This window comes from Algibacter ulvanivorans (genome assembly GCF_048381495.1).
Taxonomy (GTDB): domain Bacteria; phylum Bacteroidota; class Bacteroidia; order Flavobacteriales; family Flavobacteriaceae; genus Algibacter_B; species Algibacter_B ulvanivorans.
This window is the reverse complement of the sequence record NZ_JBLWGD010000002.1, coordinates 102168-124453: the sequence shown is the minus strand read 5'-3', so window position 1 is coordinate 124453 and position 22286 is coordinate 102168. Positions and strand designations below refer to the sequence as shown.

Here is a 22286-nt window from a genome sequence, read left to right as displayed (position 1 = left end):
TTACCACAAGGGTCGGGCTTTACAATACAAGTCCTCGCACCTCCTACGTCGGGCTGTGGGCTTTCCTTTGCAATCCCTAACGCGAACTCTAGACAATCAATTTATAAAACAACTAAACATTAAAAACCTGTGTAGATAAGGCTTTAAAATCAGCAACCTTACTTTTATGTACCATAACATAATCACACTTACTCAAATCGGTATGGTTTTCAATTTCAAATATAGCTTCAAAACCAGCAAACATGTCCTTTTTCTTAACAACCCTAAACATAGAGTAATCCAATTCTGAAAGTAATTTTAAAACGTTACTTTGCCTATCAAACATAAAACTATAATTATCAGGATACACAGGTAAAATTTCAAGAAGAATAATAGGTTTACAATTTAAAATATGCTTTTTGAAACTAGTAAGAACCTCTAACTCTGCGCCTTCAACATCTATTTTTAAAACAGAAATATTATCAAGATTAATGCTAGCATTTAAATCTTCAACTTTAAAAAGCGGAATATATTCATGCCTTTTAATTATACTGTTTTTTCTAAACTCGGCTATCATTGATGCCGAACTATCTGCCTTAGAATCATCAATAAAGTTAAGTTCTCCTATTTCAGTTTTATCAGAAATGCCAACAGGTACAATAATCGTATTTTTAAAACCATTAAGCGCTATTAAATTACCAACATAATTAACACAAAAAGGATTAGGCTCAAAACCTATATAATTTACTTTAGGAGCAACGCTTTTAAGTTTAAGTAAAGTTTGACCTGTATTAACACCAACATCTATAAAATGGCCATTTTTAATTGGTAAAACAACTTTTAAAACATCAAGCATCCAAGGCTCAGAAGTAGATAAATTAGAATAGCCAATATTATCACTAACAGGAATAACAAACTTTTTACCACCAAATTTTCTAGAAATGCTAAAATTGAAAAATTTAAAAGCATTTACTTTTTTTAAAACTTTAATTAGGAAATTATTCATTATAATTTAAATATTACTTCTTGTAATATCTTGCATACCCTCTATAAGCAAAGACACCTAAAATAGCCACTAAAGCACAAGCAATACCAATAAATTTAACACTTACAATTTGATCGCCACTAGCATAACTATGCAAACCAGCAAGATAGAAGTTTACTCCAAAATAAGTCATCATAATACTAGCAAAACCTACAATTGATAATAAATTAAATATAAAACGACCTCTTAAACCAGGCACCAAACGCATGTGTATTACAAAAGCATAAACCATAATACTAATAAGCGCCCATGTTTCTTTAGGGTCCCAGCCCCAATAGCGTCCCCAACTTTCGTTAGCCCACATACCTCCTAAAAAGTTACCTATAGTAAGCATAACTAGACCAACTGTTAAAGCCATTTCGTTAATGGTTGTAAGCTCTTTAATGTTTAAATCCATTTTAGCTTTATTATCTTTTGTGGTAAAAATCATAAGAAATAATGATACAACTCCTAAAATCATTCCCAAAGCAAAAGGTCCGTAGCTTGCTACAATTACAGCTACATGAATCATAAGCCAATAACTATTTAAAACAGGTTGTAAATTGGCTATGGCAGGATCCATCCAGTTCCAATGTGCTATCATTAAAATCATTGAAGTTACAAAAGCAGTCGATGCAATGGTTAAGTCGCTTTTTCTTCCAAAGGCTAAACCAAAAAACATAGTTGCCCAAGCCACATAAATCATAGACTCGTAAGCATCACTCCAAGGCGCATGCCCAGAAATATACCAACGTGCAATTAAACCTGCAGTATGCAATACAAACAAAGCAAGTATAACAACCTTTAAAACAGTAACTGAAACATTTACAAACTTACGGTTACCATTAAATATTTGTACAATTAATAACACAAATAGTAGGCTACCCGCATACATATACCAACTAAATAGCTTCTTAAAAATATCGTATTTATTATAAAGAATTTCGGTATTTATTTTATCGTCGCTTAGCATAACCTCTCCACCATAACGGTGTTGGGTTTTCTTAAAAGCTTCAAGTAACTTATTAGCTTCTGTAAAATTACCTGTTTGCTTAGCTTGGTTTAATGTAAACAAATATGCTCTAAGCCCGTTACTAACAAAATTGGCATACAACGAGTCTTTAATTACTGTTCTATCTTTTCTATAATCAAAATTAGATATCCATTTATTATTCTCGTCATTAGGTATAGGAAAAACCTTTAACGACATACCTTCAATGGTGTTATATAATAAATTTACACGCTGATCGGTTTCTTTAAACTCTTTTTGAAAACCGTTTGGTATTTGCGCCTTATAAGCTTCATCTAGATACGGTGCCAATTTGTACTCGCCTTTATTTGTAAAAAAATCGGCTAGTGGTACATATTCTGTTTCTTTTTGGGCTCCAATAAGTTTTCTAATAGAATCGGCTTTTCTAGGTTTTAAGTATATTACAGGAACATTATACCAAAGCATTGGGCTTTCTTGAATAGATAAAAACACTTGGTTTGCATCCATATCTTCATAAGTATCGTGTTTACTTAATTTTCGAAGCATTTCTGATGCATAAGTATTAACAGGCATCATTCGGCCACTTAAATCTTGAATAACCAAATGCCCAAACTTATTGGCATGTGCTTTGGGTGCTACATTGGCTTTAAGTATAGAATCTATTTGCGCCTTAGTTGGTTGTGTGTGGTTATGCCCATCGCCTTCAAAATGTTCTTGTGCTATGGCATTAAAACCAAAACAGAATACTAAAATAGTAAGTGTTTTTGCTTTTTTAGCTTTAATTTTATCTAAGTAGCGTTTTAAATCGCCAAATCTAGAATGTTTAGAAAACAGAATAGCCATTAAGCCTAAATACAGCATAAAATAGCCAATGTAAGTTATTAAAGTTCCCCAATAATCATGATTTACTGATAGAATTGTACCCTTTTCATCTGGATCAAACCCCGATTGAAAAAAGCGATAACCATCATGATCTAGAATATTATTCATGTAAATTTTATAATCAAAATTTTCGGTTCTTTCATCTAAAACGGTTATTTGGCTAGAGTAAGCAGAATAACCACGTTCTGTTCCTGGATAACGTTCGGCTTCAAAATCGTTTAATTTTACCGAAAAAGGCAATTCTAAAACTTTAGAGCCATATTTAAAAGCAAAGTCTAAACCGCCTACTTTTATTTGTTTAAAATTACTATTCGTGCCTTTACCACCTATTAAGCCTATGCGTTTAGTTTCTCCGTTAGTGGTTACATTTAACACAACACCATCTTCATCATTTTTAAGCAATTGAGATTTCTTAACCACATCAAAAACGCCTTTTATAATTGGTTTTGGAAACACCATTTGCATATTTCCTATTTTATATAGCGACCGTAAAACTAATGGTTGTATGCTATCTTGCACTAATACACCTTGGGCTTTTGTAGCCATAGTCATGTATGTACCCTCAAAAGGCGAATCTATAGTTAAATTGCCATTATGGTATGCAATATTTATAGCGCCTTTTGCCGGATTGTTTAATGTAAAAATAACATTGTGTATACTAGCTTGCTCGCCTACTTTTAAAAAGTGATTGTGAGGGCCATTTCCGCCAGATTCTACAATTTTTAAATACGCTTCGCCATTTTCATTAGGAATAACATCTTCTTCGGCGCCTACTATAAATTTTTCTAATTGAATACTTACTGGTTGTTCGCCATACTTCGTATTAATATTAAAATCGTTTTCTAATCGACCCGAAAAATCTACTTCGCTTTCTATTGGCAAGCGTTGCGGTACACCATTTATTTTATAATCGCCATCAATATAGGTTGTTATATATGTTTTTTGCGATAGAAAAGAGTTTTCTGTAGCGCCCTCTCTAATAGCCATCATACCTTCAAAACTAGCATAACGCGTTATAAAAGCACCAAACAAGATAAAAATAAAGGCTAAATGCAAAATAAATGTTGCCCACTTTTCTTTTTTATATAACCTATATCTAAATACATTTCCTATAAAATTTATAATAAAAAACACCATAATAGCTTCAAACCACCAAGCATTATAAATTAAATTCCTGGTGTAAGGTGTTGGCGACATGTCTTGTCCTGCATCTAAAATAGTTCCTGTTGCCATAGCTACAGCAAAAACAATAAATAAAACAGCAGTAAGTTTTGTTGAAAAGAAAATATTGGCGAGCTTTTTTTGCATAATACGACCCTTTTTTAAGGTTCTGCAAATTTAAGGATTAATGTTTATTTGAAAGTGTTAAAGTCTTGCAAAAGTTAAACATTAAAATACGTAAATTAAAACATAAATAAAGGAGGCTCTTTTTTTATTTAAAATCATATATTTCTAGCTTCAAATATTTTAAGATATAAGAACGTTCCCATTTTTCTGGCACGACGTTTTGCATTTTCTGCAACCTCACCTTCAAAAAGAGTTTCTATAGTTTCAAACCAAAGATTTAACCATAAACCAAAATGCATTTCTGTTATACTATTATGGTTTTCTCTATCTACTTTTACATGTGCTTCTAAAGGATTACCTAAATATTTATGCTCGAGTTTTCGTGTCATAAACAAGCTACTTTCCCAAAAGGTTGTTAACCTATGTAAATGTGCATCCCAATCTTTTATAGTGGTATTAAAAAATGGGCCCAAAATCTCATGTGCTCTAACTTTTTTATAAAATGAAGACACTAATAGATATACATCTTCTCTGGTTTCAATATCTTTTTTCTTCATACCTACAAAGATAAAACATTAGGTTTTTAAATACCCTTTTATTACCTACTTTTGTAACATGATTTCAGTAGTTATTTTAGGCGCAGGTAATGTTGCCACACATTTATTTAAAGGTTTTGAAAATACCAACGAGGTTTCTGTTGTACAATGGTATAATAGAAGTATATCAGCTATAAAACCTTATAGTCATTTAGTTAATGTCACAGATAATTTAAACAATCTAAAAGAAGCAGATATTTATATAATTGCGGTTAGCGACGATGTTATTTCTGAGCTTTCTAGTAAACTTCCTTTTAAAGACAGGTTAGTTGTACATACATCTGGTAGCGCTAGTGTTTACGATCTAGACAAAAAACTAAAACGTGGTGTTTTATACCCTTTGCAAAGCTTTAGTAAAACGGCTAACTTAAATTTTGCCAACGTACCAATTTGCATTGAAACGATTGATAAAAAAAGTTATCCTTTACTAAAAAAACTTGCTGTAAGTTTAGGCAGCCCAACAAAACGTATTAATAGCGAACAAAGACGTGTTTTACATTTAGCAGCTGTTTTTGTAAATAACTTTACCAATCAGCTATATAGAATTGGGCACGAAATAACAGAAAGCGAAGGTGCAGAATTCGATTTATTAAAGCCATTAATTTTAGAAACTGCAAATAAAATTCAGGATATATCACCTTTTAAAGCACAAACTGGCCCTGCAAAACGAAACGATAAAAAAACCATAAAAAAACATTTAAAAACCTTAGAAAACGAGCATCATAAAGCGGTTTACGAATTGCTTACCGACTCTATTAAACGCACACATGGAAGAAAAAAGTTATAAAGAATATTTAGAACACATAACAACATTTATTTTTGATGTTGATGGCGTACTAACCGATGGCTTGGTAACAGTTACAACTACTGGCGAAATGCTACGAACTATGAATATAAAAGATGGCTATGCTTTAAAAACTGCTGTAGACAAAGGCTTTAATGTTTGCATAATTTCTGGAGGCTCTAACGAAGGTGTTCGCGTTAGATTATCTGGATTAGGTATTACAGATATATATTTAGGTGCACATAACAAAATTGAACAGCTAAACGACTACTTTGGAAAAAAGAACATAAAGCCTGAAAACGTATTATATATGGGCGACGACATTCCAGATTTCCCTGTAATGAAAATTATAGGTTTACCATGTTGCCCTCAAGATGCTGTTCCAGAAATTAAAGGAATTTCTAAATATATTTCACATAAAAAAGGCGGTAAAGGAGCTGTTCGTGATGTGATTGAACAAGTCTTAAAAGTACAAGGCAAATGGAATGATAACTTTGGTGCTAAATACGACTAGCATTTTTAAGTTAGCAACAGTTTACAAAAATGTTTAATTAAACATACCTTAACTTATACCTAAATGCGTAGCTTTTTAAACCTAATTCGTTGGAAAAACATGTTAATGATTGCCTTAGTGCAACTATTAATAAAATACGCCCTTTTAGAGCCTTTTGGGGTGCAAACTACTTTAAACGGGTTTGGTATTTTCCTTTTAGTTTTAGCTACCATTTTTATTGCTGCAGCCGGAAACATTATTAACGACATTTACGATATTGAAACCGATTTAATAAACAAACCCAACAAAGTTTACATCAACAAATTTATACCTGAAAAAGCAGCATACAATTTATTTATAGCTTTTAATTTTATTGGTGTTGGCATTGGTTTTTATTTATCACACTTAGTTGGTAAAGCCCCATTTTTTTCAATATTTGTAATAATATCTGTACTACTTTATGTGTATGCTACGTATTTAAAACGCACTCTATTAATTGGCAATATTATTATTTCTATACTTGTTGCTTTAAGCTTAATTATTGTTGGTGTTTTCGAGTTAATTCCTGCCATAACACCAACAAACCAAAGCACTCAAATTGTGTTTTTTAAAATAATTTTAGATTACTCTACATTTGCTTTTTCTATTAATTTATTAAGAGAAATAGCTAAAGATATTGAAGATATTAATGGCGATTACAAAGTTGGCATGAACACTTTACCTATTGCCATAGGAAGAGTACGTGCTAAAAATACACTTACAATTTTAAACTTTTTTCCTATAGCTGGAATTATACATTATATTATTTCTAGTTTATACAAGCAGCCCATTGCTGTTAGTTATTTTTTACTTTTTATATTAGGACCACTTATTTACACAACAATTAAAACATTTAATGCATCAACAAAAAAAGACATGCACCATATAAGTAATATGTATAAATTTATTATGCTTTCTGGTATGCTTTCCTTACTTTTATACAAGTATGTTATACTTAATTAATGCTAAACAATAAACTTAAAAACTACAATGTAATTCTAGCTTCTGGATCTCCTAGAAGACAAGATTTTTTTAAAAATTTAGGTCTAGATTTTAAAATACAATTAAAACCTGTTAAAGAAGAATATCCGCCAAGATTAACGCATTTTGAAATTTCAAATTACCTTGCTCAATTAAAAGCGCTTCCTTTTAAAACAGAATTACAAGAAAACGATATTTTAATTACTAGCGACACTATAGTCTGGCACAATAATACTGCTTTGGGTAAACCTCGCGATAAAAACGAAGCCTTTAGCATGTTAAAATCCTTAAGCAACCAAACACACGAAGTCATTACATCGGTATGCTTCACTACTAAAACTTTCGAAAAAACATTACATAACATCACAAAAGTTTCTTTTAAAGCTTTAACAGATGAAGAAATTTTATACTATATAGACACATACAAACCATTTGATAAAGCTGGTGCTTATGGTATACAAGAATGGATTGGGCAAATTGGTGTTACTAAAATAGATGGTTCGTATTTTAATGTTATGGGCTTACCTGTACACCTTGTTTACAAAACGTTAAATACCATTGTTGAAACTACTTAGCGTTGTAATTTCACAGGTTAAATAAAAGTAATTATGAAACCACACATAATAAAACAATTATCTGTTTTTTTTATTGCAACATCTTTTTGCTTGTTTTTTTCTTGTAAAAAGGAAAGCGTAATTAAAAGTACAGCTACAAATTTCGACACAAAATTTATAGTTCATAAAGACTTTAGTAAAAAAAACAATTCGCCAGAATTTAAAAACTATTGGTATACCGGAAAGGCCGAAATTTCATCCTATAAACTTGAGCAAGCTCGTTATGGCAAAATTCGCGAAGGTCATGCAGTACTTGTTTTTGTTACCGAAGATTTTTTACCAAAACCCCAAGTAAAAGCAGATAACCAAAACCCAACCAACATTCCTATATTAAAATTAAATGCTACTAAAAACTTTGTAACCGGAATTTATCCTTACTCTATCATGCAAAGTACGTTTTACCCTGTTGTAAATACTAAACATGCTTTAAAAGTATCTGCTTCAGTTCAAGAATGGTGCGGGCATGTATATGTTCAGCTTAACAACCGTGAACAATTCGAAATAAATTCGCACTCTTACTTTGAAGGCGAAGCCGATGCGGCTTTTAAAATAAATAAAACCATTTTAGAAAACGAATTATGGACAAAACTTCGCATAAATCCACAATCATTACCAACGGGTCAATTACAAATTATTCCTTCGTTAGAGCATTCAAGACTTCAGCACTTAAATATAAAAGCTTATAATGCGCATGCTACACTAAACGCTAATACTTATAGCATAAACTACCCCGAATTAAACCGAACATTATCAATAACATTCAATCCTAAATTCCCTTTTGATATTTTAAGTTGGGAAGACACATATAAAAGTGGCTTTGGTACCAATGCCAAAGTTTTAACCACAAAAGCCACCAAACTAAAAACCATAAAATTGGCCTATTGGGAAAAGAAAAATCTAGAAGACGAATCTTTAAGAGATACATTAAAATTAAACTAAATTTGTACTTAATTACGCGTGTTTATTTTATATAAAGTTTCAATTTAAAATTATGCTTATAAATTTCTTTAAAGACTATCGTGATGAATTAATAATATCTACCATAATACTTATTTCATTATTTATTATTAGGTATATTATTCATTTTACTATAACCAAAGTAGCTCGAAAAAACGAAATTAACGATGCCAGAATTAGGCTTATTAGACGCTATATTACCGTTACCATATTAGTTATTGCATTATTAATAGAATCTTTTGTATTTGGTACAGAATTTAAAGAAATAGCTGTTATATTCTCTTCTATTTTTGCCGTAATTGGCATTGCGCTATTTGCTATTTGGTCTATTTTAAGCAACATAACATCAGGAATTATAATGTTTTTTAACTTTCCTTATAAAGTAGGCGATAAAATATCAATACACGATAAAGACTTCCCTATTACCGCAATTATTGAAGACATTCGTGCCTTTCAATTACATTTACGTGTAGAAAATGGAGACCTTGTAACCTACCCAAACAACCTTATATTACAAAAAGCTGTAACCCTTGTTGAAAAAGATGCTATTGAAGATTTTACAAACGATGATGATGGCTCTGATGCTGTTTAAATAATTATCTTTATAAGATTATGAAAAAAGTAGCTAAAAAATTAAGAACCCAATTTTCTAAGAAAAAAGTTGGACAAGTTCCAGGAAGCGTAATTTATACTGGCGAAAAATCCAATCAGAAATTATTTATTGAAGCTTTTGATTATAATAAAACCAAATGCGATGTAAAAGAACTGCTTGATGTTGAAGAATGTTTTACATACGAAGAAGGCACCATTACTTGGATAAACATTAACGGTTTAAACCACGTTAATGCCATAGAAAAAATTGGCGAACATTACGAGCTACACCCATTAGTACTTGAAGATATTGTAAACATATCGCAACGCCCCAAGATAGACGAATACGAAAATTATATTTTTATAGTATTAAAAATGCTTTATTATGATGCTAACGAGAAAATAGTATCAGAACAAGTAAGCTTTATTCTTGGCGAAGATTACGTGCTGTCTTTTCAAGAAGCCGAAGGCGATGTTTTCGACGAGGTTCGCGAACGTATAAAACAAGCTAAAGGTCGTGTAAGAAACATGCCTGCCGATTATTTACTTTACGCACTTATTGATGCTGTAGTAGATCATTACTTTAGTGTTATTGAAATTTTAGGCAATAAAATAGAAGATTTTGAGTCGCAAATATTTACAGGAAACGTATCTGATGATATTAGCCAAGACATACAAAACCTAAAACGTGAAATTCTAAGAGTACGTCGTGCCATTTTTCCACTTCGCGAAATTACAAACCGTATAGAAAAAAATGAAAGTACGCTAATTCAACAAAAAACATTAACCTATTTTAGAGACGTTTACGACCACCTTATACAAGTATCTGAAAACATAGACATTTACCGCGAAATGATTTGGAGTTTAATGGATATGTACATGACCACGATAAGCAATAAAATGAACGAAGTTATGAAAGTACTTACCATAATGGCGTCCATTTTTATACCTCTTACCTTTATAGCTGGCATTTACGGTATGAATTTCGAGTACATACCAGAACTAAAATACAAATACTCTTATTTTATTCTTTGGGGTGTCATGATTGTTATGTTTATAGGTATGCTTATTTATTTTAAACGTAAAAAGTGGTTATAAAAACAATTTAAAAATATATTTAATTGTTAGATTATAAAAAAACAAACTATTACTTAATCATAACAAACCGTTAAAGAAACATTAAAACCAGCCCTAGCGCTGGTTTCTTTTTTATATTTGATTTTAGCTAAATAAAAATCATGCAGAAACATTTACTTACTTTATTACTTAGTGTTTTTTACTTATCAATTACACAAGCCCAAAAGCCCAAAACACCTTCATCATCTTACATATACGAATCTATTCAAAAACTAAATGTATTAGGTTCTGTTTTGTATGTAGCGGCACACCCCGACGACGAAAACACTCGCTTAATTGCATACATGGCTAATCAAGTAAAAGCCAGAACAGCATATTTATCGTTAACACGAGGCGATGGCGGACAAAACCTTATTGGCCCAGAAATAAGAGAGCTATTAGGAGTTATTAGAACTCAAGAGTTATTAGCTGCAAGACGTGTAGATGGTGGCGAACAATTGTTTACTCGCGCTAACGATTTTGGCTACTCTAAACACCCCGACGAAACTTTAGAAATATGGAACAAAGACCAAGTTTTAAGCGATGTAGTTCTTGCCATTAGACAATTTAAACCCGACGTAATTATTAATAGGTTTGATCATCGAAGAGCAGGACAAACCCATGGGCACCACACCACATCTGCCCTATTAAGCATGGAAGCGTTTAATTTAACTAATAATGCTACAGCCTACCCAGAACAATTAAAACAAACTAGCTTATGGCAACCTAAACGCCTTTTTTACAATACTAGCTGGTGGCGCTATGGCAGTAAAGAAGCTTTTGATAAAATAGACAAAACAAACATGCTTAGTTTTGATATTGGCACTTACTACCCTTTAAAAGGCATGAGCAATAACGAACTAGCAGCTTTAGCTAGCAGCCAACATTTGTGCCAAGGTTTTGGGCGTTTAGCTCAACGAGGCACACAGGAAGAGTTTATAGAATTTTTAAAAGGCGCCCCACTAAATGGAAGTGATAATATTTTTGCAGGTATCGACACCTCATGGAATCGTGTTAAAGGCGGAAAAGCTGTTGGCGATATTTTGAATACTATTGAAAATAACTTTAATTTTAAAAATCCTTCAACTCATGTTGCGCAATTGGTAAAAGCATATCAATTATTACAAAAAATTGAAGATCAACATTGGAAAACCATAAAAACCAAAGAGCTTAAAGCCATCATAGAAATGTGTGCTGGCCTATATTTAGAAGCTTCTGCCGAAACAAATTGGGCTACACAAAACGAAACCATCAACTTAAATATCGAAGCTCTTAACAGAAGTCATGTACCAATTATTTTACAAAGCATAAACAATACTAGCAATTTAAACATTGCAAAAAACATAACGCTAAAAAACAATGTTAAGTACAATTTTAAAGAAGTTATTAAGGTTGCTAGCAATACACAACCCACAACACCATATTGGTTAAATGAAAAAGGATCGTTAGGTATGTATCAAGTTAATGATGCAAATCTTATTGGCAAACCAGAAACGCCAAGAATATTCAATATCGATTTTAATGTTTTAATTAACCACACCCCATTTACATTTACAAAACCCATTATTCAACGGTTTTCTAAACCCGATAAAGGCGAACTGTATCGCCCGTTTGAAATCATTCCAGAAGTTTCAGCAAAAATTACCGAAAAAGTTATCATTTTAAACACCAATAAACAACGAGATATAACAGTTGTTGTAAAAGCGGGTAAAGACAACCTTGAGGGCCATGTAGAAATTTGCCATCCTAAAAACTGGAACATATTCCCTAAAACACAAAAAGTATCTATAACTCATAAAGGCGAAGAACAAACACTAGTCTTTACAGTAATTCCTCCCAAAGAGCAAAGCGAAGGTTTAATTAGTCCAATTGTTCATGTTGGAGATAACAGTTATTCCAAAGAACTTGTTAGTATTGATTATGAACATATTCCTTTTCAAACCGTATTATTACCAAGCGAAAGTAAAATTGTACGTTTAGATATTAAAAAACGAGGCAAGAATATTGCATATATTCAAGGTGCTGGTGATGTGGTTCCAGAAAGTTTAGAGCAAATTGGTTATCATGTGCGTATTATTAAACCTGATGAAATAACAGCAGAAACCCTTAATAATTTTGATGCTGTAGTGGTTGGTATAAGAGCTTACAACACCATTGAAGAATTAAATTTTAAACAACAACAATTATTCAATTTTGTAGCTCAAGGCGGAAATATGATTGTGCAATACAACACCAGCCACCGCTTAAAAGTAGAAAAATTAGCACCGTATAACCTAAGTCTATCAAGAGATCGGGTAACCAATGAAAATGCCGAAGTTCATTTTTTAAATCCAGACCACGAGGTATTAAACTTCCCAAATAAAATTACCAAAACCGACTTTAATGGCTGGACTCAAGAGCGTGGATTATACTTCCCTAACAGTTGGGGTAAAGAGTTTACTCCTATTCTATCTATGCACGACAAAGGAGAAACAGCCAAACACGGAAGCTTACTTGTTGCCAAACACGGTAAAGGACATTACATTTATACAGGATTAAGCTTTTTTAGAGAGTTTCCTGCCGGTGTTTCTGGTGCATACAAATTATTTGCTAATATGCTATCTATAGGAAAAGATAATATTAATCAGAACCAAAAACTAAACGATTAACTATGGAAAAGCAACCAAAACCTAAATGGCTAAAATTATATTCTGCTGTATTAATTGCCAATGCCTTTTACTTTATTCTGTTTTATATTATTACTAAATCCTTTTAAATATGCAAACTTTAAGCTGGATAGACTGGACAGTACTTTGTGTAACACTTATTGCTATAGTAACTTATGGCACACTACAAACACGAGGTAGCAAAAATGTAAAAGATTATTTAAGAGGAGGCAACACATCAAAATGGTGGACTATTGGTTTATCAGTTATGGCAACACAAGCCAGCGCCATTACGTTTTTATCAACTCCAGGACAAGCATTTAACGACGGCATGGGCTTTGTACAATTTTATTTTGGTTTACCCATAGCCATGGTTGTTATTTGTATGGTTTTTATTCCGCTATACCATCGATTAAAAGTATATACCGCTTACGAATTTTTAGAAAACCGTTTCGATTTAAAAACCAGAACCTTAGCTGCTATTCTGTTTTTAATTCAGCGTGGTTTGGCTGCAGGAATTACCATATTTGCCCCAGCCATAATTTTATCTGTAGTTTTAGGTTGGGACTTACTTACACTTAACATAATAATTGGTTGCTTAGTAATTATATACACCGTTTCTGGTGGTACTCGAGCTGTAAACGTAACCCAAAAACACCAAATGGTTGTTATTTTTATTGGTATGCTAGTGGCATTTTTTCTAATTGTAGATAAATTACCTCAAGACATTACCTTTAGTAAAGCGCTAGATATTGCTGGAGCTAGTGGCAAAATGGAAGTATTAGATTTTTCTTTTAACTTAAATAACCGCTACACATTTTGGAGCGGAATAATTGGTGGTACATTTTTAATGCTATCTTATTTTGGTACAGACCAAAGTCAAGTACAACGCTACTTATCTGGAAAATCGGTAAAAGAAATGCAATTAGGCTTAATATTTAATGGGCTTTTAAAAATCCCCATGCAATTTTTCATTTTATTAGTTGGTGTTATGGTATTTGTATTTTACCAATTTAATCAAGCGCCTGTAAATTTTAATCCAACAGCTACCGAAGTGGTTTTAAATTCTGAATATGCCGAGGCATATAAAGCACTTCAAAAAGAACAACAACAAATTTTTAGCGACAAGCAAAAAATTATTGAAGCTTATACAACATCTCAAGACCCGAAAATTGCGAATTATATCGCAGCAGCTAACCTTGCACATGATGAATTAAGAGAGGAAGCAAGACTATTAATAGATAAAGCTTCAGTAAGTCAAGATATTAAAGTTGAAAGTAACGATAAAGATTATGTTTTTATTCATTTTATACTAAACAATTTACCTCGCGGATTAATTGGTTTATTATTAGCCGTAATTTTAAGTGCTGCCATGTCAAGCACCGCTAGCGAGCTTAATGCTTTAGGGTCTACAACAACTATAGATTTATATATAAGAAACTCTAGCAATAAAACAGAAGAAGAAAAAGTAAAAGCATCGCGTTGGTTTACTTTTGCTTGGGGCATTATAGCCATTGGTGTAGCCTGTGTGGCTAACCTAGCAGAAAATTTAATTCAGCTTGTAAACATTATAGGTTCTATATTTTATGGTAATGTTTTGGGTATTTTTCTACTTGCCTTTTTCTTTAAATTTGTAAAAAGCAATGCTGTTTTTGTTGCTGCTTTAATTACTCAAGTTTTAGTAATTGCTTTATACCTTTTAGATTTATACGAATTTATAAACCTTCCATTTTTATGGTTAAATTTTGTTGGTTGTATAATAGTTATTATCATAGCTTGTATACTTCAATTTATTTCACCTAAAACCAAAACAACACATGCTTAAAACAATTAATTGGGGCATTATAGGCTTAGGCAATATAGCCCATAAATTTGCTACAGATTTACAAACAGTTAAAGGCGCAAAACTTTATGCTGTAGCTTCAAGAAATCAAGACAAAGCCAATACTTTTGCATTAAAATACAATGCTACAAAAGCGTACGATAATTATGAAGCCTTAGTTAAAGATCCTAATATAAATGCCATATACATAGCAACACCACATGCATTACATAAAGAAAACACTTTATTATGTTTAGAAAACAACATAGCGGTGTTATGCGAAAAACCTTTTGCTATGAATAGTCTTGAGGTTGATAAAATGATTGCTAAAGCTAAAGAAAAAAATGTGCTACTTATGGAAGCGCTTTGGGCTTATTTTTTACCACATTACAATTACGTATTAAAAGCTTTAGAAAACAAATTATACGGAAATATTATTACACTTGAAGCCGATTTTGGTTTCTACAGAACGTTTGATGATTCATCAAGGCTTTTTAATAAATCTCTTGGAGGTGGAAGTTTATTAGACATTGGTATATACCCTATTTTTGCAGCACTTTCTACTTTAGGGATTCCTAAACATATTAAAGCACAAGCTACTTATTTTGATAATGGAGCCGACTCGTCTTGTACTATGAATTTTAATTACGAAAACGCAAATGCTATTTTAAAAAGCACACTTATTGAAGACACACTAACTCAAGCCATTTTTTATTGCGAAACTGGTACCATTAAAATTAATACACAGTTTCATGCGCCATCTACTGTAACTTTAATACCTAATAATGGCAATAAAAAAACTATAGATTTTAATTACAAGACTATTGGATACAACTACGAGATAATTCATTTTAACGAATTACTTAGACAAGGAAAAACAGAAAGTAACATAATGTCTTTTGCATTTAGTAAGCAACTTATTAATACTTTAGATGCAGTAAGAAAGCTAATAAACTTAAACTATTAATTTATAGCAAATATGAAATAATAAAAAAAGCGCAACCTTTTTTAAAGTTGCGCTTTTTTCTATCATAAAATGCATATTACATAGCACCCCATTCTTTTAATACTGCTTCATTTTTTCTAATATAAGCATCATATTTAGCTTCTTTAGCTAACGCCAAAGATGACTTAGCCGCAGCAATAGCAGCCTTTTTATTTCCTGCTTTAGCATGAATTAAAGCTTGTTGATGAATCCACCAAAACTTAGGCTCATTCTTACTCATTTCAACAGCTTTATCAATCCACGTAACCGCCTGATTTATGTCATGCCCAGCTTCTAAATGATAAACAGCAGACGCATAATAATCGGCAGCCGCAGGTCCATTCATTACATCCTTTATGTTTTTAGTAACCTTAGCGTCTGTTGGTACTGTAAAAGGCACAGCCACATAAGATTTTTCCCAAATTATCTCTAAAAGTGCACTATCATTTTTTATACTATTAATATCAATTGCTAAAGTTTCTACGTTAAAAGGCACTTCCATAACCTCTACTTTAGCCGTAGCAACAACCTTGCTATCGTCCCATTTTTGAGGTGTTCCCCAATTATTTGTATCGTTATAAAACATAACATCCCAAGATTTAGCAGAGTTTAATCGTGTAAAAATAGCATAAGCTCCAGCTTTTACTTCTTGTCCTGCTATAGTTACATCGTCGCTAAAAGTAATAACTGTATTTTTGTTTGCTCCTGTTCGCCAAATACTTCCATAAGGCTCTAAACCACCAAAAATAGTTCTTCCTTTAACGCCTGGTCTAGAATATTCAATAGTTACATCAGTAAGTCCTACTTTTTGCTCTAACTTAGCTAGTGGACTTGGTTGCGGTGTTTTTACTTGTGCTTGTACTGCATATAAAGTCGTACACATTGTAAATAATAATAGTAATTTTTTCATGTTAGTAGTTATTAATAATTAAGGTTTAAAACATTATAAAATTAACCATTATATAATCGGTTATTGTTAACAAAAGCTTAAAAAAAGCTCTAACAGAATTATAATAACACATTTTAATTTAAAAGATACCTTATCAGTTTTTTTATGCTAAAAAAGCAAAATTATCGTGTTAAACAACTAAAAAGCAGCTTAGTTTATATAGTTATCTTTTTAATAAATTAAGGTTATACCCAAGTAAATGTATATGCAACAATAAATTATTGTTATAGTATTATTAATTATTCTGCTTAATTTTATATAATTATTATTATATGGTATTTTATCTTTGCAACAAATATTACATTTATGGAGTTAATAGACAAAGCGTTAGAATTTGAACAAAGAAAAATGAGATCTTTATCAACTAGTGATCGTGTAAAGCTTTCAAGAGAAGCTAAAGCATTAATTTTAGACTTAAATCAAGTATATAAGGTTGAAAAAGACGAAAAAATCATGGACATCATGAAACGCTTAACCGCTATAAAACAAAAAATAGAAAAACGCTTAAAAGGTGCTCCTTTAACTAGCTAAAACAATTAAACAAATAATAATTTAGCATTAATACTAAATTTTTCCTAATAATTATACATTAAAATAGTTAATCTGGTATATTTTATTATATTGTCAAAATTGGTATATTATCAATTTAAGATATTGGATTAAAGATTAAATAAGTATTATGGAGATTATTGATAAAGCTTTAGAATTCGAACAACGTAAACACACTTTTAAAACTACAAGCGAACGTATCGAATCGTCTAGAGAGGTTAAAAATTTAATATTAAGTTTAAATGACATTTATAAAGCAAAAAAAGATCCTGAAATAATGGACTTAATGAAACGGCTAACTGTTATTAAACAAAAAATTGAAAAAAGGCTTAAAGGAAGGCCTTAATAAATACATTTGTAGTGGTTTAACTACAATTTTTTACAATATAGTAAGCACAAAAAAAGAGCTATAATTATGTAGCTCTTTTTTTGTGCTTACTTTTTAGTTTATTACACTATAACTAATATTTATTGCTAAATTTTACTGCACCAATATTTTTGTTTAACTTTACGAAAAAATAATTAAACAAATTTTTACAGAAATAACATTTAATATAAAGTTATGGGAATATATCAGTTTAAAAAAACACAAGAAATTAATAAACCCATACAAGATGTATGGCATTTTATATCTAACCCATGCAATTTAAAATTAATAACGCCAGACTATATGGGTTTTAATATAACTTCAAGTTATCTACCCTCAAATATGTATGCTGGTATGATAATTTGCTACAAAGTTTCGCCTCTATTAGGAATTAAAATGAATTGGGTTACGGAAATTACACATGTAAAAGAGGGTAAGTATTTTGTTGACGAACAACGTGTTGGTCCTTATAAAATATGGCATCACGAGCATATACTTCAAGCATCTAAAAAAGGCACAATAATGACCGATATTGTTAGCTACAAACCGCCTTTTGGTATAATTGGTAGCTTAACCAACCCTATAATTAAGAAAAAACTAAAAGATATATTCGATTACAGATTTAAAGCATTAGCAGAAATTTTTTAAATTAAATTTTAAGCATTATACATGAAAATTCTACTAACAGGTGCAACAGGCTATATTGGAAAAAGACTACTTCCTGTATTAGTAGAAAATGGGCATGAAGTAATTTGTTGTGTACGCGATATAAATCGATTTACACCACCAGCCTATTTAAAATCTAAAATTAGCACCATACAAATAGATTTATTAAATAAAGCCTCATTAACAAAAATTCCAACTAAAATTGATGCAGCCTTTTATTTAGTACACTCAATGTCTGTTTCTTCAAATTACAAAACACTAGAACAGCAATCGGCAATAAATTTTAAAAATGCCTTAAATGCAACTAACGCAAAACATGTTGTTTATTTAAGTGGTATAACTAACGATAGTGAATTATCTGAACACCTTACTTCTAGAAAAATTGTAGAGCAAGAACTAGGAACAGGAAATTACAAATTAACAACATTAAGAGCAGGAATTATTATTGGCTCTGGAAGTGCATCTTTCGAAATTATTAGAGATTTGGTTGAAAAACTACCAATTATGATAACACCAAAATGGCTAAATACAAAATGCCAGCCTATAGGTATATCTGATGTTATAAAATATTTATCCAAAGTGGTATTAAACCAAGCTACCTACAATCAAGCTTTTGATATTGGAGGGCCAGACATACTAACTTATAAAGAAATGCTTTTAAAATTTGCCAAGGTTAGAAATTTAAAACGCAAAATTTATACGGTTCCTGTTATGACGCCTAGACTCTCGTCTTATTGGCTATACTTTGTAACATCAACATCATACAAACTTGCTGTGGCCTTGGTAAACAGTATGAAGGTTGAAGTTATTTGCAGACCTAATAAACTAAATAAAATACTAAATATTAGCCCTATAAACTATCATAATGCGTTAACCAATGCTTTTACTAAAATAGAAAACAACCAAATTACATCGAGTTGGAAAGATGCTTATGCAAGTAGCGGCATTAACAGTAATATTTCAGATTTCATCCAAGTACCAACCTTTGGGTGTTATATTGATAAAAGAAATTTAACATTTAAAAATAGAACCGACTGCATTGATAAAATATGGAAAATTGGCGGTAAAAACGGATGGTATTTCGGAAATTTTTTATGGAAGTTAAGAGGTTTTATAGATAAATTAATGGGCGGTGTTGGGCTAAGACGCGGGCGCACAAACCCAAACCGGTTGCAAGTTGGAGATGCGCTAGATTTTTGGAGAGTACTTTATGCAAACAAAAACGAAGGACGCTTACTTTTACTCGCCGAAATGAAATTACCTGGCGAAGCTTGGCTTGAATTTAAAATAGAATCTAACACCCTAATACAAACTGCTACCTTTAGGCCATTAGGCTTAATGGGCAGATTATATTGGTATGCTGTACTTCCATTTCATGGCTATATTTTTAATGGAATGCTAAAAAAAATAACCTGCAATTAACTGTGCTAAAAAAAACAATTTTATTTCTAGCAGCTAATTTTTCAGCTCTGTACATTGGTAGTCTTTTTACTAAAAATGGAGTTGCATCGTCTTGGTACCAAACGCTAAACAAAGCCCCATGGACACCACCAGGATGGGTGTTTGGAAGTGCTTGGACTTTTATAATGATTTGCTTCGCTATTTATATGGCTTATCTATTAGAATCGAGAGTTAATAAACAATCTGTCATCTTTATTTTTTTAATTCAATTGATATTAAATATAGCTTGGAATCCTATATTCTTCTACTTCCAATCTATAACTTTTGGCATGATTTGTATTTGGCTACTAACGTTATTAATTGCGTTTTTGTTTTTTAATTATCGAGCAATTCTTAAGCTTAAAACTTTATTTTTAGTACCTTATTTAGTTTGGTTGGTTATAGCTTCATCATTAAATCTATATATTTTATTTTATAATTAATTTCTATGAAAATTTCAATATTTTGGTTTCGACGCGACTTAAGACTTCATGATAATACTGCTCTATACAAAGCTCTACAAAGCAAACCACCTGTATTACCTATTTTTATATTTGATTCTGAAATATTAAAAAAACTCCCAAAAGATGATGCTAGAGTTACATTTATTCATGAAAAAATTAAAACTATAAACAAAAAATTAAGCGCTAATTTTAACTCAAGTATAGCTTTATATTATGGCAAACCTATTGAGGTTTTTAAAGAGTTAATTAAACTTTATACTATTAATGCTGTTTATACAAATCATGATTACGAGCCTTATGCCAATACACGCGATACTCAAATAAATATTTTTTTAAGTAAAAACAATATAGAGTTTAAAACTTACAAAGATCAAGTTATTTTTGAAAAAGACGATATAACAAAAAGTGATGGCAAGCCTTATATGGTATATACACCGTATATGAAACGTTGGAAAGCATTATTTAAAACTTCTAATTTGGTTTCGTATCCATCAGAAAGTTTATTACAAAATTTAGTATCAAATACAAACTTACCAGATTTAAGCCTATCAGATTTAGAATTTATTAAATCTAACCAAAAAATAGAGCCTTATACGGTTACTCCAACATTAATTAAGCACTACGAAGAAACCAGAAATTTCCCTGCTAAAGATAGTACTTCTAAACTTGGCCCGCATTTACGGTTTGGAACTGTAAGCATACGTAAAATGGCAATAAAGGCTATTGCCCAAAACAACGAAATATTTTTACAAGAACTTATTTGGCGCGAGTTTTTTATGCAAATTCTTTGGCATTTTCCGCATACCAAAAACTCTAGTTTTAAACCTAAATACGATCGTATTGAATGGCGAAATAACGAAATAGAATTTAAAGCATGGTGCGAAGGAAAAACTGGTTACCCTTTAGTTGATGCTGGCATGCGACAATTAAACAAAACAGGCTTTATGCACAATCGTGTACGCATGTTGGTTGGTAGTTTTTTATGCAAGCATTTACTAATTGATTGGCGCTGGGGCGAAGCCTATTTTGCCGAAAAACTACACGATTATGATATGGCTAGTAATGTTGGTAACTGGCAATGGGTTGCTGGTTGTGGTGTAGATGCGGCACCGTATTTTAGAATTTTTAATCCTACAACTCAAATACAAAAATTCGATAAAAACTTAAGTTATATAAAAAAATGGGTGCCCGATTTTAAAGAACTTACATACCCGCAACCTATTGTAGACCATAAATTTGCTAGAGAACGCTGTTTAAAAACTTATAAAGCGGCTTTAAATTAAACTTAATTTTTTTTAAACATTGATTACTAAGATTATTACTTTGCGTTAGCGATTGTAATGGTTAGCTTTTGGCGAGGCGAGCATCGAGCCAAAACTAGTAATGTAAAGCGCGACCCTTGTGGTAACGCCCAAATACTTACTATTTAAATATAGTTTTAATGTATATTAATTATATTTACAGTTAATCATGTTTATTAATAATTACTTGATGGAACAACACTTTATAGACGAACAAACTTTTGAAAATTTAACCTTTGCTAAATACGAATTTAAAAAGGGCGATTATGAATTATGTACGTTTATTAATTGTAGTTTTTTAGATGCCGACCTATCTAGCGTAAGGTTTATAGAATGTGAATTTTACGATTGTAATTTAAGTTCTGCTAATGTTTTTCAAACAGGATTTCAAGATATTATTTTTAAAGATTGTAAACTTTTGGGGTTAGATTTTGAAAAATGTAGCGATTTTGCTTTTAATATTAAAGTTGATAATTGCCAATTAAATCATGCCTCGTTTTATAATACCAATTTATCTAAAACTGTTTTTAAAAATTGTAAAATGGAAGGCACCGATTTTACAAATTGTAATTTAAATGCTGCTGTTTTTGATTATTGCGATTTGTTAAACGCTATTTTTTTTAATTCTAATTTAGAAAAAACAGATTTTAGAACTGCCAAAAACTTTAGTATAGACCCCGAAAACAACCGTATGCAAGGTGCTCGATTTTCTTTACCTTCGGTTGTAGGGTTGTTAAGTAAATACAAAATATTAATAGATTAGT

21 protein-coding genes are annotated in these 22286 nt (G+C 31.3%); 17 read left to right on the top strand and 4 right to left on the bottom strand.

Features of this window, described 5'->3' with window-relative positions; translation table 11 throughout:
• Positions 1 to 112: 112 nt before the first annotated feature.
• From ACNG5D_RS06080 to ACNG5D_RS06070, 3 genes are all read right to left on the bottom strand, one after another.
• Complete coding sequence (locus tag ACNG5D_RS06080; protein ID WP_418182606.1) at positions 113 to 985, bottom strand: FkbM family methyltransferase; 873 nt, start codon at positions 983 to 985, stop codon at positions 113 to 115.
• Between the two features lie 13 nt (positions 986 to 998).
• On the bottom strand, positions 999 to 4184 hold the full coding sequence (locus tag ACNG5D_RS06075) for a cytochrome c biogenesis protein CcsA (protein ID WP_418182605.1): 3186 nt from the start codon (positions 4182 to 4184) through the stop codon (positions 999 to 1001).
• A 134-nt stretch (positions 4185 to 4318) separates the two neighbouring features.
• Positions 4319 to 4720 (bottom strand): group III truncated hemoglobin, encoded by a 402-nt coding sequence (locus tag ACNG5D_RS06070; protein WP_418182604.1) that lies wholly within the window; start codon positions 4718 to 4720, stop codon positions 4319 to 4321.
• A gap of 58 nt (positions 4721 to 4778) precedes the next feature.
• Between ACNG5D_RS06070 and ACNG5D_RS06065 the strand changes: the two genes are divergently transcribed.
• The 10 genes from ACNG5D_RS06065 (at position 4779) to ACNG5D_RS06020 (ending at position 15768) form a co-directional block, all read left to right on the top strand.
• Complete coding sequence (locus tag ACNG5D_RS06065; RefSeq protein WP_418182603.1) at positions 4779 to 5546, top strand: Rossmann-like and DUF2520 domain-containing protein; 768 nt, start codon at positions 4779 to 4781, stop codon at positions 5544 to 5546.
• Positions 5527 to 6057 (top strand): KdsC family phosphatase, encoded by a 531-nt coding sequence (locus ACNG5D_RS06060; protein WP_418182602.1) that lies wholly within the window; start codon positions 5527 to 5529, stop codon positions 6055 to 6057. The genes ACNG5D_RS06065 and ACNG5D_RS06060 overlap by 20 nt, the downstream gene beginning before the upstream one ends.
• A 63-nt stretch (positions 6058 to 6120) precedes the next feature.
• Positions 6121 to 7038: a geranylgeranylglycerol-phosphate geranylgeranyltransferase gene (locus ACNG5D_RS06055; protein WP_418182601.1), complete on the top strand. Its 918-nt coding sequence runs from the start codon at positions 6121 to 6123 to the stop codon at positions 7036 to 7038.
• Positions 7038 to 7631: a Maf-like protein gene (locus ACNG5D_RS06050; RefSeq protein ID WP_418182600.1), complete on the top strand. Its 594-nt coding sequence runs from the start codon at positions 7038 to 7040 to the stop codon at positions 7629 to 7631. Before ACNG5D_RS06055 ends, ACNG5D_RS06050 begins: the two co-directional genes overlap by 1 nt.
• Before the next feature lie 33 nt (positions 7632 to 7664).
• The gene (locus tag ACNG5D_RS06045) at positions 7665 to 8609 is read left to right on the top strand and encodes a septum formation inhibitor Maf (protein ID WP_418182599.1); all 945 of its coding nucleotides are present in this window, start codon (positions 7665 to 7667) and stop codon (positions 8607 to 8609) included.
• Between the two features lie 52 nt (positions 8610 to 8661).
• Entirely contained in the window at positions 8662 to 9219 is a 558-nt protein-coding gene (locus tag ACNG5D_RS06040) for a mechanosensitive ion channel domain-containing protein (protein WP_418182598.1), read from the top strand.
• 20 nt (positions 9220 to 9239) lie between these two features.
• Positions 9240 to 10316 carry a magnesium/cobalt transporter CorA gene (gene corA / locus ACNG5D_RS06035; RefSeq protein ID WP_418182597.1) on the top strand — a complete coding sequence of 359 codons (1077 nt, stop codon included), beginning with the start codon at positions 9240 to 9242 and terminating at the stop codon, positions 10314 to 10316.
• Between the two features lie 140 nt (positions 10317 to 10456).
• Complete coding sequence (locus tag ACNG5D_RS06030) at positions 10457 to 12982, top strand: PIG-L family deacetylase (RefSeq protein ID WP_418182596.1); 2526 nt, start codon at positions 10457 to 10459, stop codon at positions 12980 to 12982.
• 109 nt (positions 12983 to 13091) lie between these two features.
• Entirely contained in the window at positions 13092 to 14804 is a 1713-nt protein-coding gene (locus tag ACNG5D_RS06025) for a sodium:solute symporter family protein (protein ID WP_418182595.1), read from the top strand.
• Positions 14797 to 15768 carry a Gfo/Idh/MocA family protein gene (locus tag ACNG5D_RS06020; RefSeq protein ID WP_418182594.1) on the top strand — a complete coding sequence of 324 codons (972 nt, stop codon included), beginning with the start codon at positions 14797 to 14799 and terminating at the stop codon, positions 15766 to 15768. The genes ACNG5D_RS06025 and ACNG5D_RS06020 overlap by 8 nt, the downstream gene beginning before the upstream one ends.
• A 76-nt stretch (positions 15769 to 15844) precedes the next feature.
• On the opposite strand, the gene ACNG5D_RS06015 is transcribed toward ACNG5D_RS06020, so the two are convergent.
• Positions 15845 to 16696, bottom strand: coding sequence for a DUF2911 domain-containing protein (locus ACNG5D_RS06015; protein WP_418182593.1), 852 nt, complete (start codon positions 16694 to 16696; stop codon positions 15845 to 15847).
• A gap of 345 nt (positions 16697 to 17041) precedes the next feature.
• On the opposite strand from ACNG5D_RS06015, the gene ACNG5D_RS06010 reads away from it, so the two are divergent.
• The 7 genes from ACNG5D_RS06010 to ACNG5D_RS05980 all read left to right on the top strand — a co-directional run bounded on the left by ACNG5D_RS06010 (position 17042) and on the right by ACNG5D_RS05980 (position 22285).
• On the top strand, positions 17042 to 17266 hold the full coding sequence (locus tag ACNG5D_RS06010) for a hypothetical protein (protein WP_418182592.1): 225 nt from the start codon (positions 17042 to 17044) through the stop codon (positions 17264 to 17266).
• A 148-nt stretch (positions 17267 to 17414) separates the two neighbouring features.
• Positions 17415 to 17630 carry a hypothetical protein gene (locus ACNG5D_RS06005; protein WP_418182591.1) on the top strand — a complete coding sequence of 72 codons (216 nt, stop codon included), beginning with the start codon at positions 17415 to 17417 and terminating at the stop codon, positions 17628 to 17630.
• Between the two features lie 216 nt (positions 17631 to 17846).
• Entirely contained in the window at positions 17847 to 18299 is a 453-nt protein-coding gene (locus tag ACNG5D_RS06000; RefSeq protein WP_418182590.1) for an SRPBCC family protein, read from the top strand.
• A gap of 21 nt (positions 18300 to 18320) precedes the next feature.
• On the top strand, positions 18321 to 19739 hold the full coding sequence (locus tag ACNG5D_RS05995) for an SDR family oxidoreductase (protein ID WP_418182589.1): 1419 nt from the start codon (positions 18321 to 18323) through the stop codon (positions 19737 to 19739).
• A gap of 2 nt (positions 19740 to 19741) precedes the next feature.
• A complete protein-coding gene (locus ACNG5D_RS05990) occupies positions 19742 to 20200 on the top strand; it encodes a TspO/MBR family protein (protein ID WP_418182588.1) in 459 nt (152 codons plus the stop codon).
• Between the two features lie 5 nt (positions 20201 to 20205).
• A complete protein-coding gene (locus ACNG5D_RS05985; RefSeq protein WP_418182587.1) occupies positions 20206 to 21504 on the top strand; it encodes a cryptochrome/photolyase family protein in 1299 nt (432 codons plus the stop codon).
• 208 nt (positions 21505 to 21712) lie between these two features.
• Positions 21713 to 22285, top strand: coding sequence for a pentapeptide repeat-containing protein (locus ACNG5D_RS05980; protein ID WP_418182586.1), 573 nt, complete (start codon positions 21713 to 21715; stop codon positions 22283 to 22285).
• Position 22286: the final 1 nt, after the last annotated feature.